Raw genomic sequence first — 13,665 nt, 5'->3', positions numbered from 1 at the left:
TATGGAAAAACCTTCAATCATTATAACCGGTGCATCCGGATTTATAGGTCGTTATCTTCTTGACAGCTTCAAAGAAGACTATATTATTTATGCTATAGCCAGACGCTCAAGAACAGAATCCAACATACCTTATCATCATAATATCAAATGGATTCAATGTGATATAGCAAATGAAGAAATTATGCAGGAGGTTGGAGATTATATTAATGAGCAGGGTGGAATTGATTATCTAATTCATCTTGCTGCATTTTATGATTTTTCTTACAATGACAATCCTGAATATCAACGCAGTAATGTTACCGGAACAAGAAATGTACTCGAACTTGGAAAAAAGATTGGGATAAAATTATTAATATTTTCCAGTTCACTTGCTGCCTGCGAGTTTTCAAATGAGGACGTTGCTGTAACCGAGAATTCCCCATTGGTTGCGCAATATGCTTATGCACAAAGCAAGCTAAAGGGCGAGAATTTATGCAAAGAATATTCAGAATATTTTTCATGCTATCCTGTAAGATTTGCTGCAATTTTTAGCGATTGGTGTGAATATGCACCTTTATATAAATTTTTAGATACCTGGCTTTCAACAAAAATGGAATCAAGAATTTTGGCTGGTCGTGGCAGGTCTGCAATTCCATATCTTCATGTTAATGATTTGATAAGCCTATTCTCTAAAATTATTGTTAAATATAAAGAATTGCCTAAATATCAGGTGTTTTTAGCAAGTCCTTCAGGTTCAAGTTCACATTCGAAACTCTTTGAAATTGCAACAGGATACTTTTACGGAAAGACAATCAAACCAATTTTTATATCCAAGCTTCTTGCTTATCCGGGTATTGCTGCTAAGCATCTTTTAAAATATCTGAAGCTAAGATGCGATGAACCATTTGAGAAAATCTGGATGGTTAAGTTTATTGATTTAAAACTCAATATTGACCCTTCATATACATCAAATGTTTTAAATTGGGAGCCTAAACAGAGATATCATATTGAAAGGCGTTTGTTATTTCTGATTGAAAAGATGAAAAATCATAAAGACGAATGGGCTGTTAAAAATGAAGCAGCCTTGCATAAAGTTGCCCGGAGAACAAATATGCAGATTTATGAAGCTTTAGCCCAAAATAAGGAAGCATTACTTGATATGATTATCAAAAAAATTAAAGGTCCTTATAAAGAAGGCTTATTTACGAAATACTGGGATATGGATGAAAATGATTTTCTGTGTTATATGAGTACTTTGTATCACCTTATTATGGCTACTATTCGAAGCAATGACAGGAATTTAATGCTTAAATATATTGATGATATTGCAATCAGAAGGTTTGCTCAGGGATTTATTCCTAAAGAATTATGTGCTACTTTAGAGATTTATAAAGATATATTGATTGATAATCTTAGCTATCAAAAAGAGTTTAAGAATCTTAAGCAGGAATTATATGACAATATAGGTCTGACATTACAACTTGCGCAGGATGAGGTTGAAGATTTGTATGACAATCTACTAAAAAAGATGTCAGTTGATAATATTGCAAATTCTTCACTTTTGGAAGACTGCGTTGATTTACAAAAAATGGTAAGACAATTGAGCGCCTTCTATCAAATTGCACCTGAATCATATATTAGAAAGAACTTCAAATAGTTGTAATAACTTTCCGGTCATCAGAAAAGGATTTATCAGTCCAAAATGATACAACAATAAAGCAAGCTCCACTACTATTTGATATTGCTAATATCATATTTGAAACTTGAACAAATTATATTTATAAATTATTCGTTTATAAATAATTATTCAAAATCAAATCGAAATAACTAATGATGCAGATAGATATACCCATATTAAGCAAACGTACAAACGGTGATTTGGAAGTTATCACTAAAGAACTAAGAAATTCTAAAAACGGCAAAAAAGTTTATATCGAAACTTATGGCTGCCAAATGAATGTCAATGATTCCGAAATTGTAGCAGGAATCTTGCAGAGCAGCGGCTATGGAATCACCGATATGATAGAGAAATCCGATGTTATACTTCTCAATACTTGCTCTGTTCGTGACAATGCTGAAGCTAAAATAGAAAAACGTCTTCAGCATCTCAGACATTACCGAAAGAAAAATTCTAAACTTGTGGTCGGAATATTGGGCTGTATGGCTGAGAGACTTCGCGGAAAACTAATCGGTAAGCAGGATTTGGTCAGTATCGTTGTTGGTCCTGACGAATACAGAAGAGTACCCGAAATGATTGATTCGGCTTTGGGTGGTGAGCAGGGGATAGCAGTCAAACTCAGTCGAGTCGAAACTTATGATGATATAATTCCACTTCGTACAGAAGGAATTTCTGCATGGCTTTCTATTATGCGCGGTTGCGATAAATTCTGCACATATTGTGTTGTTCCCTATACCCGTGGAAGAGAGCGTTCAAAACCATTCAGTGCTGTAATTAATGAAATTACAGAATTGTATGAGCAGGGATTTAAAGAAGTTACTCTTTTAGGACAGAATGTAAATAGCTATATTGATATGGACAGCAAGGTAGATTTTGCCCGCCTTCTCGAAGAATGCGCTAAAGCCGTACCCGAAATGAGAATAAGATATACAACTTCACACCCTTACGATATGACTGATGACTTGATTGAGACAATGGCTAAGTACAAAAATATCTGCAATTATATTCATCTGCCCGTGCAGTCCGGCTCTGACAAAATTCTCCAACTAATGAATCGGCATTATTCAATCGAGCATTATATCGATAGAATGAATAAAATTAAAGAATTAATTCCAAATGTCGCACTTTCGACTGATATTATTTCAGGATTTCCGACCGAAACCGAAGATGACCATAAGAAAACTCTCGAGCTGATGGAAATTGTAAGATACGATGGTGCTTATATGTTCAATTATTCCCCGCGTCCAAAAACTAAATCCTATATGATGGATGATGATGTACCGGAAGATGTAAAAAAACGCCGCTTGAGTGAAATTATAGAGCTTCAGAATAATATCGCAAGAGATATTAATTTGAATGAACATGGAAAAATTCACGAAGTACTTGTTGAAGGTCCAAGTAAGAAGAATCCAAAAGAATGGCAGGGAAGAAGCGATACGAATAAAGTCGTGATATTTGATAATTCAGCAGGTGAAATCAAGACGGCAGATTTAGTTAATTGCAAAATTTACAAATCCTCTTCAGCAACATTATTCGGTGAATTAGTTTGAAATCAATTAAATTATGAATAAATCTGCAGTTATTTGCGAATTTGGCAATTCTCATGATGAATTGCTTTACAGTCAATTTGAATTTCTGAAAATGTCCGGTTATACAACTCATTTCATAGGAAATGAATCTTTAAAGTCAAGATTTGATTTTTATGATAATATTGATAATTACTATTTCCTTAATTTTAGTGGAAATCAGTTATCAAAATTTTACCAAATAGTAAAAACCTGGCAATATATTCGCAAATTTGATATTCAAAATATTATACTAAATACTATCGAAGGGACTCCTGTAAGAAATTTTTGCCTGTTTCCATTTGGGAAGAGAAAAGTATCCGGCATAATTCATAATGCAGGAAATCTAAAAAGCAGCAGTAAAACATTTCAAAAGATAATTATTCCTAAGATTAAGAAAATGTTTACTCTTAATCCATATATTTGGAAGAACAGCGGAAGTGAACTTGACATAAAAAACGAATATATCTACCCAATTGCTCGCCCAAAATTTTTGGCGGAGAGAATTAAACCCGATAATGAGTTTTGGATAATTATTCCGGGACTGGTTGAAGCTGAAAGGAGGGACTATTTTTTATTACTTGAAACATTAAAAAATAAATCAGTTCCCAAAGAAATCAAATTTATACTTCTTGGCAAATCAATGCACAACAAAGGAATCGGATCTGAGTTAAAAATCAAAATTGCAGAATACAATCTTGAAAATAATTTTATTCTGTTTGATGACTATGTTGATAATTCTACTTTCAGAAACTATATGTCCAACGGAGATATTCTTGCTACTTTGATCCATCCCGGAGCCGGAAATTTCAGAAGTTACAGTTCAACCAAAACAAGCGGAACATTCTTAATGTCATTTTCATATATGATTCCAATGCTTAATCATGAATATTTTGAAAATTTTGAGGATATAAATATTTCTTCAATTTTCTACAATTCGGACAATTTTTATGAAAAGATTATTTCACTAAAAGAAAATCCTCAAATTCTAAAATTAATAAAATCCCAAATGGTAAATCATAATAAATTTGATTTTGAAGTAAACAGACAAAAGTATATTAAATTAGTCGAATATTAACTTGGGGCTGCCTCATAAGCAAAATAATCAGAAATCGAGACAGCCCAATGTTAATATTAATTATAGTATTATTATTCAAGAATTAATTTTCCCGTGTGTGTGTAATCCTTAAGAATTACATTGTAGAATAATACTCCTGCTGCAATATTATCAAATTGAATTTCGAAAAAATTAGTTCCTGCAATTGTCTGCATGCTGTTTTCCTTAACAAGTTGCCCATTCAGGTCGTATATTTTCAGATATGCAGTTTCGCTTCCGGCAGCTTCAAAAACAATTTTTGTTTGATTATTCTTAACAGGATTGGGCTGAGAATAGCTTGAAAGCTCAATTTTCTCATCAAAATTTATACTCGACGGATTGTCAAATTCAATTACAAAATATAGTTGGTTTGTAGTTGAAATATCGTTCCATTCGCCTGCTTTGCCAAGTATTCCCATATTTTTGGGCCAAGGCTCCAGAGCTATTGCTGCAGCATCCTGCATATTGTTGAAGTTATCGGGCTCTCTTGGAGAGCCGTACTGCTCGATTCCACCCCAGTTTATAAAGCTGTCATCAACAGTTGCTCCATTGCCTGAGCCTGCAGTACCTTGACCGGTCCAGAATACTTTGCCTGCTCCGCTGTTTGTACCATCCCAAACCCATACGCCTTCCTCTTCAATATCGGTTGCACCTATCCATACATAAGCTACGCCACCGCCATCCATAACGACAGTATATGTAGTTTCAATATTTTGGACTATGGCATTGTAAACAGCGTCCTGCTCTTCACGACTTTCGATATGCACAAGATGCCCGCCCTGCGAAATAGCGTAAGCTGCTGCTTCAGTCCAGCTTTGTTTGGTTTTGACGATTTTGTAGGATTTGCCGTCAAATTCAAATGGAATTTCATCAGCGGATAATTTACCTGCTATAGAAATTGAAAATACAAGAAATATATACATTATTTTTTTCAACATAATAAATCCAATTATAGTTATTAATGAATTAAATAACAAAAACACTTAATTTAACAAAATGTTACAAATCTAATGAATTTATATTGAATGAGCATATTTTTTTTGAAAAATTGTAGAAAATCAACATATATTTTCAAAAGAATTTCTTCAGAATTAAAAAAAATGTTATCTTTGTAGTTCTGAAATTATGCAAATTAAAATTTATTAGATATTTAATTAGGTGCAAAAATGAAAAGAACGTATCAGCCAAGCAGACGTAAGCGTGCCAATAAGCATGGTTTTCGCTCTCGTATGGCAACCAAAAACGGCAGAAAAGTATTAGCCCGTCGTCGTGCTAAAGGCAGACACAGACTAACTGTAAGCGACCAGTAGGCTACTGATATTTTGTGGGGCGGCGTAATATTCTTAAGTACGAGAATAATATTGTTGCCCTTTTTTTTTACAAATATTTTTAGGTAATTACCGGTCAAACTGTGCTTCAAGTTAAGCCAATAAAAGGATTTAATTCATTTTCTCTGATATTCAATGCGGGGAAAAAGTTTTATGATAAAGATTTAACGGCTGTATTTGTTCATAGCGATGCCGAAGAAAACAATGCACTCATCAAGAATTGTAACGACGACAAAACGCTTTACTATGGCGTTACGGCAGGAAAGAAGTTTATCCGTAAAGCTGTAGTAAGAAACAGAGTTAAAAGATTATTAAGAGAAAGTATTAAAAAGATATTCGCGGAGCGCTACATAATGTTGGACAAACCTCCCTTCAAATATGCTGTATTTTCCTGGAGAAAAGCACCGGTGCATCCTGCATTAATAAATTTAGCTGATGTGCTTCCGTCTTTAGAACGTGTCACAAAATCCGCTGAACTGTATTTCAGCTCAGAGGCGGAGTCTGAAAAATGAAATTAATATTAACATATATTATAAAATTTTACAGATTATTTATTTCGCCTGTTTTGCCGCCTTCCTGCAGATTTTATCCTACTTGTTCAGAATATGCTTTGACATCAATTGAGCGGTTTGGTGCGGGCAAAGGTAGTTGGCTTGCAGTAAAAAGAATTTCCAAGTGTCATCCGTTCCATCCGGGAGGTATAGACCATGTCCCGGAATGTAAACATTGTTCAAATTAAGGTATGAAAATTTAAAATGGATAAAAGAACTCTTATTGGTTATGCATTGATTTTTGTAGTTGTCGTAGGCTGGATGCTTTGGCAACAATCTGAATCACAAGAAGAAGCTAAAAAAGCGCAAGAGCGTAAGTCTCTGTCAGACACTACTGCAGTAACAAATGACAGAATTCCGGGTACCGATTCTGTAGATGGCGAAATTAAACTTGAACCATTGAAACCTGCAGATGTTATTGCAGCCGAAGATACGAATAAATATGTAAATCTATACGGCAACAAGTTTGCACCCTTTGCAGAAGGCGAAGAAAATATTATCACGATTGAAAATGATGTCATGAGAGCCCGGATTTCTTCTAAAGGCGGTGCTGTTAAAACATGGACACTTAAAAAGTTTAAAAAATGGGACGGAGATCCTTCACAACTTATTTGGAATGATGCCGGTGAAGTCTATCTTACGTTTACTACATTTGAAGGACATAGAATAGACAGTCGTGAGCTGTATTTTGATTTTAAGTCAGATTTTGGCAATAAAATTGAAATAAGTGGAAGTGATACTGCTGTCTTTGAGATGCGTCTCGATGTTGCTCCGGGTAAATCAATTATCAGAACTTATAAGTTTTACGGTGATAAATACGCTTTTGATACAGACGTTATAATGGAGAAAATGGATGATATTATCCCGCCTAATCGCGGATATAATATTGTTTGGAGTGATGGCGTAAAGTATCAGGAGGGAAGCAGTGTTGATGAATCAACCGAAGGCTATGCAGTTGCTCAGCTTAATGGTTCTGTAGCTGAATTGAACGCTGATCAAGATGAGCCTGTTGAAAGTAAAGAAACAGGGATTATTGATTATATCGGTATAAAAACTAAGTACTTCGGTGCAGCAATAATTCCTCAGCCATGGCAAAATTTCGATGGTACAGCAGACCTATACGGTTGGAAAAAGGCAGTAAGAGATAACGGCGTTGTTGAGCGTTACAGCATTTCGCTTAGAGTGCCATTTAATCAGTCAACAGATAAAAAATCTTTTTCAATTTATATTGGACCGCTTGATTATGACATTGTAAAGCCTTATGGCATACAAGCAATGGTTAATCTTGGATGGAAATACGGTATCCGCCAGATATCAGAATATTTCATGCTCCCGATTTTAACATTTATTCATAAGTTTGTACCAAATTATGGTATTTCAATAATTATCTTTTCGATAATAATGAAATTCCTGCTTTATCCTTTGACAATTCAGCAGATGAAATCTGCTCAGAAAATGCAGCTTCTTGCTCCTGAAATGACTAAATTGCGTGAAAAATACAAAGATGATAATGCCAAGCAACAACAGGCAATTATGGGATTATATTCCGAATACGGAATAAATCCTGTTGGCGGTTGCCTTCCGATGCTGCTTCAAATGCCAATTCTTATTGCCTTATGGCAACTTCTCCGAGCATCAATTGACCTAAGACAAGCACCATTTATATGGTGGATTCAGGACTTGTCGGTTCCTGACAAATTGATTGATTTTGGGTTCCCGATTCTTGGCTTAACACATATTTCAGGTCTTGCACTTGCGATGGGTATTACGATGTTCTTCCAGCAAAAGCTTACAATTACTGACCCACGTCAGAAGACTCTGATTTATATGATGCCTGTTATGTTTACATTGATGTTTTCATATTTCCCTTCGGGCTTAAATCTGTACTATTTCATGTTCAATCTTTTGAGCATCGGACAGCAGCTTTATATAAATAAATACTCTTCAAACCGTCCGACTTTGGAAACTTTGAAGCAATCACCGAAGAAGGAAGGCTGGCTGCAAAAGAAAATGAGGGAAGCACAACAAATGGCTGAATCTCAGGGTAAAAGCATTCCGGGTAAATATAATACAGGTGGAAATTACGATAATAATATTAAAAAGAATAAGCCGCAAAATAAAAAAGGCGGCAAAAGGTAATCTTAAAATTAATTTGCATCGCTCAATTCGGATAATCTGAATAATAAATCTTTCAGCAGGTTCGAGGCAATTTCATCATTCTGAATAATATTATTGAAATAAAATGGCGGCACCGAATTTACTTTCGGTGCTGTTGTGTTTTCAAAGTAATCTTTCAGTTTAATAAGCTCGGGGAGATTTTTGCATATTGACTGCGAAAGTTTGTTTAGTTCATCAATTGTTGAATTGTCGCTTGTGAGTGTATCAGATAGCAATTGATGATACTTTTTCAGCATTTTTCCGATCTGTATTTCAAATTTACCTACAAGAGGATTGATATTTTTTGACATATATATTTTCTCATTGATACAAAAATATACATCAAAAATATGGATTACTATATTCAATCCCAAATCAATAAATTTAATACAATATCATAATAAATTTAAACGTTATGTATAACATGCTTTACGACACCCTGAATATCAAACTGCCAAAAGGGCAAAATTTCAATTGGCAGAAATTTCTCATTTGCTGAGAATAAATATGTTTTGCCTTCAATTTGCCTGTAAGTCTTTACAGCCATTTCACCATTCAGGCTCGCAATTACAACTTTTCCGTCTTTGGGCTGCTCACTTTTATTTACAACAAGAATATCACCATCAAAGATTCCTTCGTTTATCATACTTTCTCCGGTAACTCTTACAAGATATATGCTGTCTGGATTCGGTGCGAGAACAGAATTCAGGTCAAACATCTGAGCAATATTCATAGACGAGCTATTCAACCCTTCTGCTTTGAGAATAGGGGCTTCGAAACTAAATGTGGATTTTAGCTCTACAATCTTCTTAACTTTCATTATTTTCCTCTTTTATGCTGTTTTTGAATTTATCTTATAATTGGAATATAATTTTTGACATATCTAAAGTAAATTACAGCGGTTGTGATACCTTTGTTCGTTCAGAATGACAAAATCATATAATAGCAATAATAAGAAAACTCTGTTTCTTACAAAGAATGAATTATCTTTGTAACTGTACCAATAATATTGAATTGTATTTCACCGATTGATAGTGGCAAGAATTGGCTTTTTCCGGATTCAAGGAAATATTCACCATCATGCTCACGATAAATTTTCACAGTCAAGCCATTATTCATTTCTGCAAGCACTATTTTACCGTCGCTTGGTTCGACTGCAGAGTCAACAACCAATATATCGCCGTCACGAATTCCTGCATTCAGCATATCAAGCCCGTTAACTTTTGCAAAAAAAGTAGCTGCCGGATGCTCGACTAAAAACTCGTTCAGGTCCACTTCTTTCTCAATACCGGAATCAACAGGAATCGGATAGCCCGCAGAAACTGACATTTCATATAGTGTCATCTTCAGGTTTAAGTCACTATTAGGCTTAAAGCCAATTATTTCAATACTTTCCATCTTTATGTTCCTAAAATAAATATAAACAGAATTTCCCCCAAAACAATTTGCAATATAACTATTTGAAGAATAATAAAAAAATTATATTTGAAATTTACTTGCCATATTATTAAAAGATATTACTTTCATAATTTGTTTTCTGAAATTACACATTTTTTATTGACATATTGCTTGCATATTATCAAATTTCAAATAAATAAACAAATCAATTGTCATTAGAATATTAATTCTGACATAAATATAATTTTGGATTAACTATAAGGATTTTTTTATGAATAAAGTTTTTTTAATACTTTTATCAACTTTGGTTTTAATGTTGGCATCATGTCAAAAGAGCAATGATAATCCGTTTGATATTGGTGATGGAGCAGGCACAGGCGAAGTTGTTACCAATAAGGGTACTTACTCATTTGGCTTTGGAGTAGGTTATCATATTATTGATGAGAACAAAACGATTATTTCAATCGCCCCGACAGCAACTTCAGGAGCTACTCAGTATATCCTGATGACTGTACCCGGAAAAGCAGCAACACAGTACCAATTAAGCTCCACTGCTTATATGTCATTGCTGATTGAAGGAAAACTGTATTATTCAGTTGATGGTAGTGGCTCGATTAGAATAACTGCGTACGGACCTGTTGGCGGAAGAATTACCGGTTCATTTACAGGCACATTCGTAAATGGAGCCAATAATGACGACAAATTAACAGTAACATCAGCAAGTTTCTCTGTAATCCGCCTCGAAGACGAGCTTTACGATGATGATGATGATGACGATGACGATAATATCTTTGGCTTCAACTACGCAGCAGCTGATATTGACCTTTACGCCGGCGAAAGCTATTCTTATAGTTTAGAAAAAATTGATGGTCAAGCAACGTATACACTTAATTCAGGCATGCACAGGATTGACTTTGCAACAGCATTATATGATGATGATTATGATGGAATAATTTTCGGATTTGCAGGTGGACTTGAAGTTGTAAACTCTACATCAGGGCAAGTTGTTAATTTTAATATTAATCCTGAAACACCTACCGATAATGTAATGATGGTATATGTAGAAAATAAAGTATATTTTATGTCCGGAAGTTTCAAAATTGATAAATTCGCCGGAACAAAAGACCAATTATTTGAATTTTCAGGTCAAGGCATACTTCACGAGCCGGTTTACAAGGAAGCTGTAGGTGATATTACGAATATAAGAATTAAGGTTGTAAGAACAATCTGATAGTCATTTACTTTTAGTCAATGATTTGTCATAGATAAATTTACTTATTTCGGCTGAGAGTAAGATAATTAATGCTGAATAGTAAATCCAGATTGACATTGAAATTATTACAGCATAAGTGCCGTAAAATTTGCCGTAATTACTGAATGAACCCAAGTACCAGGCAAAAATGTAACGAGCAAGTTCGATTGCTACCACACTAATAGTGGTGGCAATCAGAACTACCTTTCTGGGAAGTTTTGTATTGGGTACGACTTTATATATAAATATAAACAGAATAAATGATGTCAATATTGAAGCACTTGTCAATATCACATGAGACAGTACACCATCCAATATCGGAAGTGACATACTGTCAACAAAATCAATCAGGAAATTGACAAGTGGTATTGCATAAGAATAAAGAAGTATCAGAATTGATATAGCAATTGTCAGGAATATATCCTTCAGAAAGTATATCAAAAAAAAACGATTTGTTTCTGCATGAAATATTGTATTTAAACTTATTCTTATAGAGCTTATTAAAAAAGATGAAATCCATAGTAAACCGATAACACCAATCCAACCAAATAATGCAGCATGCTCGGTAATTAATCCAACCTCTTCAATAATTGTATGAACAAAATCCGCATTATTTACTGTAGGAGGAAGATAGTCTATCAGAAGTTTTTCTATCGTATCTATAAATACATCAAGGTCAAATACAACTTTAATAATATAAATCACAAGCAAAAAAAGCGGAATCATATATATAATCAGATTAAAAGCTATTCCGGACGCTAACATAAAGGTATGGTGAGCGTCTAATCTGTCATTGAGTTCGAGCAAATTTTTATAAGTATTATATAATTTGCCTTCTTTAGCCTTGAAGTTTTTTAATAATTTCATTATTCTTATGAATAAATTTGTTATTTTAGTTTTTCTAAAATTTTAATTTGAAAAATATTTATAATGCGAAGTTCAAATATATCACTTTTTCGACACATAATCTACATATTAGTAATATTTATTGTTATTAGTTGCGCGAATGTTCAGCCGCCAAGTGGCGGACCACCTGATACTACACCACCGGAGATAGTGGAGATTTTTCCTGAAAATCAAACAATTAATTTTAATAAGAGAACTATACTGCTGAAATTTTCAAAATATATGGAAAGAGGTGGAGTGCTTCAGAATATTTCAGTTTCACCGAATGTACCGGTTAAGTACAGCTGGAGTGGTAAAACTCTTAAAATTGAACTTCCTGAAGATTTGGATTCAACTGTGACTTATTCCGTAACTCTTGGTACAGAATACAAAGACTTGTATAATAATATGCCCGAAAAGTCTTTTTCGCTGATATTTTCAGCGGGTTCGAAGATAGACTCAGGTTTTATAGCAGGAAAAGTATATGATAATAAGCCTGCCGGTGCTTACATTTTCGCATATAATATTGACAATATTAATCCCGATACTTTAAACCCTGCAATTACTAAACCGGATTATAAATTGCAGCTTGGTACAAGCGGTGAGTTCAGAATTCCTGCACTTAAAGATGCGACTTACAGATTCTTTGCTATTCGGGATCAATTCAAAAATGATTTATTCGATTCAGGTGATGACTTCGCTACAGGAATTCACGACTTGAAAGTCGTAAATTCCAAATCCGAGCCCACAATTCTAAAAATTGGACTGCCGAAAGATGACATTGGTCCAACAATTAATCAGACAGAAGCTGTTTTTGGCAATTATATACGCATCACCTTCTCAGAGCCGGTTAATCCGGAGTTTATTTCAAAAGAATCATTCAAAATTATCAGTGAAAATAAGCAAGAAGAAGTAGAAATTATATCCGCAGCACTTCATTTTGAGAATAAATCGCGTGTTGAAATTATAACAAAACAGAACCTTGACACCGGGCTTGTTTGGAATGTCATTTGTAGACCGGATGCTGAATTTGCTGTAAGAGATACTGTCGGAAATATGATTACAGATTCGACTAATGCAGCTAAGTTCAGAGCGACAATAGACATTGATACAAGTTCAGTGAAATTCCTTTATACATCAATAAAAGACAGCTCCGAATTTATTCAGATTTCTCCTGAAATTGAATTCATATTTGATAAAAGTATTAATATTAATGATGCTGTTATAAGTTTAAAATTACTTCAGGCAGATAACAATTCAGAAATAGATTGCAATATTATCCATACGGGAGGAATCATTAAGTTAATTCCTGCAAAACCTCTCGCTGACAGTAAGTGGTTTCGGGTTGAAGCTGAAATGAAACAGGTCGCTTCATATTCAAATAATTTGACTATTGATACAGCTTTTTCATTCCATTTCAAAACCCTGGATTTAAAAGTTAGAGGAAACGTAAGCGGAGTAGTAGAATTTGAAAAAGAAATTTGCGATTATACAAAATATATCATATTGAAACATATCAACGGCAAAGATATTTATTCTATGGCGCTTAATGACAATAACGAGTGGAGTTTTAAACATATTGAAACAGGTGATTATACAGCAGAAGTATTTTGCGATGTCAATGAAGACGGCAAATATTCTTATGGAAATTTATACCCTTTTCAATTTTCTGAACCATTTGTGATTTTTGAAAATGAAATAAAAGTAAAGCCAAGATGGACATTGGAAAATGTAATTTTAAAAGTGAAAGACACACATGAGCACTGAAAACTTTAT

General features: G+C 34.1%; 14 protein-coding genes. 9 read left to right on the top strand and 5 right to left on the bottom strand.

The features are described from left to right. The first annotated feature begins 1 nt into the window (after position 1). The 3 genes from KF896_09520 (at position 2) to KF896_09510 (ending at position 4,300) form a co-directional block, all read left to right on the top strand. The gene (locus tag KF896_09520) at positions 2 to 1,636 is read left to right on the top strand and encodes an NAD(P)-dependent oxidoreductase (GenBank protein MBX3043944.1); all 1,635 of its coding nucleotides are present in this window, start codon (positions 2 to 4) and stop codon (positions 1,634 to 1,636) included. 173 nt (positions 1,637 to 1,809) lie between these two features. Then, complete coding sequence (gene miaB, locus KF896_09515) at positions 1,810 to 3,207, top strand: tRNA (N6-isopentenyl adenosine(37)-C2)-methylthiotransferase MiaB (protein MBX3043943.1); 1,398 nt, start codon at positions 1,810 to 1,812, stop codon at positions 3,205 to 3,207. A 13-nt stretch (positions 3,208 to 3,220) separates the two neighbouring features. After that, entirely contained in the window at positions 3,221 to 4,300 is a 1,080-nt protein-coding gene (locus KF896_09510; protein MBX3043942.1) for a hypothetical protein, read from the top strand. Positions 4,301 to 4,371: 71 nt separating this feature from the next. Here the strand turns inward: KF896_09510 and KF896_09505 are convergent, their stop codons facing one another. Continuing rightward, on the bottom strand, positions 4,372 to 5,256 hold the full coding sequence (locus KF896_09505; GenBank protein ID MBX3043941.1) for a T9SS type A sorting domain-containing protein: 885 nt from the start codon (positions 5,254 to 5,256) through the stop codon (positions 4,372 to 4,374). Positions 5,257 to 5,484: 228 nt separating this feature from the next. On the opposite strand from KF896_09505, the gene rpmH reads away from it, so the two are divergent. The 4 genes from rpmH to yidC all read left to right on the top strand — a co-directional run bounded on the left by rpmH (position 5,485) and on the right by yidC (position 8,336). Next, a complete protein-coding gene (gene rpmH / locus KF896_09500) occupies positions 5,485 to 5,628 on the top strand; it encodes a 50S ribosomal protein L34 (protein ID MBX3043940.1) in 144 nt (47 codons plus the stop codon). A 101-nt stretch (positions 5,629 to 5,729) separates the two neighbouring features. Next, entirely contained in the window at positions 5,730 to 6,158 is a 429-nt protein-coding gene (rnpA, locus tag KF896_09495) for a ribonuclease P protein component (GenBank protein MBX3043939.1), read from the top strand. Further along, complete coding sequence (gene yidD / locus KF896_09490) at positions 6,155 to 6,385, top strand: membrane protein insertion efficiency factor YidD (GenBank protein MBX3043938.1); 231 nt, start codon at positions 6,155 to 6,157, stop codon at positions 6,383 to 6,385. Before rnpA ends, yidD begins: the two co-directional genes overlap by 4 nt. Before the next feature lie 16 nt (positions 6,386 to 6,401). Further along, on the top strand, positions 6,402 to 8,336 hold the full coding sequence (yidC, locus tag KF896_09485) for a membrane protein insertase YidC (GenBank protein ID MBX3043937.1): 1,935 nt from the start codon (positions 6,402 to 6,404) through the stop codon (positions 8,334 to 8,336). A gap of 8 nt (positions 8,337 to 8,344) precedes the next feature. Here the strand turns inward: yidC and KF896_09480 are convergent, their stop codons facing one another. From KF896_09480 to KF896_09470, 3 genes are all read right to left on the bottom strand, one after another. After that, positions 8,345 to 8,665: a hypothetical protein gene (locus KF896_09480; protein ID MBX3043936.1), complete on the bottom strand. Its 321-nt coding sequence runs from the start codon at positions 8,663 to 8,665 to the stop codon at positions 8,345 to 8,347. A gap of 95 nt (positions 8,666 to 8,760) precedes the next feature. Next, positions 8,761 to 9,174, bottom strand: coding sequence for a hypothetical protein (locus KF896_09475; protein MBX3043935.1), 414 nt, complete (start codon positions 9,172 to 9,174; stop codon positions 8,761 to 8,763). Positions 9,175 to 9,323: 149 nt separating this feature from the next. Further along, positions 9,324 to 9,752 (bottom strand): LexA family transcriptional regulator, encoded by a 429-nt coding sequence (locus tag KF896_09470; GenBank protein ID MBX3043934.1) that lies wholly within the window; start codon positions 9,750 to 9,752, stop codon positions 9,324 to 9,326. Between the two features lie 271 nt (positions 9,753 to 10,023). On the opposite strand from KF896_09470, the gene KF896_09465 reads away from it, so the two are divergent. Further along, positions 10,024 to 10,983 (top strand): hypothetical protein, encoded by a 960-nt coding sequence (locus KF896_09465; GenBank protein MBX3043933.1) that lies wholly within the window; start codon positions 10,024 to 10,026, stop codon positions 10,981 to 10,983. A gap of 3 nt (positions 10,984 to 10,986) precedes the next feature. On the opposite strand, the gene KF896_09460 is transcribed toward KF896_09465, so the two are convergent. Beyond that, a complete protein-coding gene (locus KF896_09460; protein MBX3043932.1) occupies positions 10,987 to 11,871 on the bottom strand; it encodes a YihY/virulence factor BrkB family protein in 885 nt (294 codons plus the stop codon). Positions 11,872 to 11,934: 63 nt separating this feature from the next. On the opposite strand from KF896_09460, the gene KF896_09455 reads away from it, so the two are divergent. Beyond that, on the top strand, positions 11,935 to 13,656 hold the full coding sequence (locus KF896_09455) for an Ig-like domain-containing protein (GenBank protein MBX3043931.1): 1,722 nt from the start codon (positions 11,935 to 11,937) through the stop codon (positions 13,654 to 13,656). The last annotated feature ends 9 nt before the right edge of the window (positions 13,657 to 13,665 follow it).

It is taken from the genome of Ignavibacteriota bacterium, from assembly GCA_019637995.1.
Lineage (GTDB): Bacteria > Bacteroidota > Ignavibacteria > Kapaibacteriales > UBA2268 > JANJTB01.
This window is presented reverse-complemented; position numbering and strand designations above follow the sequence as displayed.

Bases quoted from the DNA above. Each gene is read 5' to 3' on its own strand.
- KF896_09520 (MBX3043944.1), top strand. From the start codon at position 2: ATGGAAAAACCTTCAATCATTATAACCGGTGCATCCGGATTTATAGGT.
- miaB (MBX3043943.1), top strand. From the start codon at position 1,810: ATGATGCAGATAGATATACCCATATTAAGCAAACGTACAAACGGTGAT.
- KF896_09510 (MBX3043942.1), top strand. From the start codon at position 3,221: ATGAATAAATCTGCAGTTATTTGCGAATTTGGCAATTCTCATGATGAA.
- KF896_09505 (MBX3043941.1), bottom strand. From the start codon at position 5,256: ATGTTGAAAAAAATAATGTATATATTTCTTGTATTTTCAATTTCTATA.
- rpmH (MBX3043940.1), top strand. From the start codon at position 5,485: ATGAAAAGAACGTATCAGCCAAGCAGACGTAAGCGTGCCAATAAGCAT.
- yidD (MBX3043938.1), top strand. From the start codon at position 6,155: ATGAAATTAATATTAACATATATTATAAAATTTTACAGATTATTTATT.
- yidC (MBX3043937.1), top strand. From the start codon at position 6,402: ATGGATAAAAGAACTCTTATTGGTTATGCATTGATTTTTGTAGTTGTC.
- KF896_09480 (MBX3043936.1), bottom strand. From the start codon at position 8,665: ATGTCAAAAAATATCAATCCTCTTGTAGGTAAATTTGAAATACAGATC.
- KF896_09475 (MBX3043935.1), bottom strand. From the start codon at position 9,174: ATGAAAGTTAAGAAGATTGTAGAGCTAAAATCCACATTTAGTTTCGAA.
- KF896_09470 (MBX3043934.1), bottom strand. From the start codon at position 9,752: ATGGAAAGTATTGAAATAATTGGCTTTAAGCCTAATAGTGACTTAAAC.
- KF896_09465 (MBX3043933.1), top strand. From the start codon at position 10,024: ATGAATAAAGTTTTTTTAATACTTTTATCAACTTTGGTTTTAATGTTG.
- KF896_09460 (MBX3043932.1), bottom strand. From the start codon at position 11,871: ATGAAATTATTAAAAAACTTCAAGGCTAAAGAAGGCAAATTATATAAT.
- KF896_09455 (MBX3043931.1), top strand. From the start codon at position 11,935: ATGCGAAGTTCAAATATATCACTTTTTCGACACATAATCTACATATTA.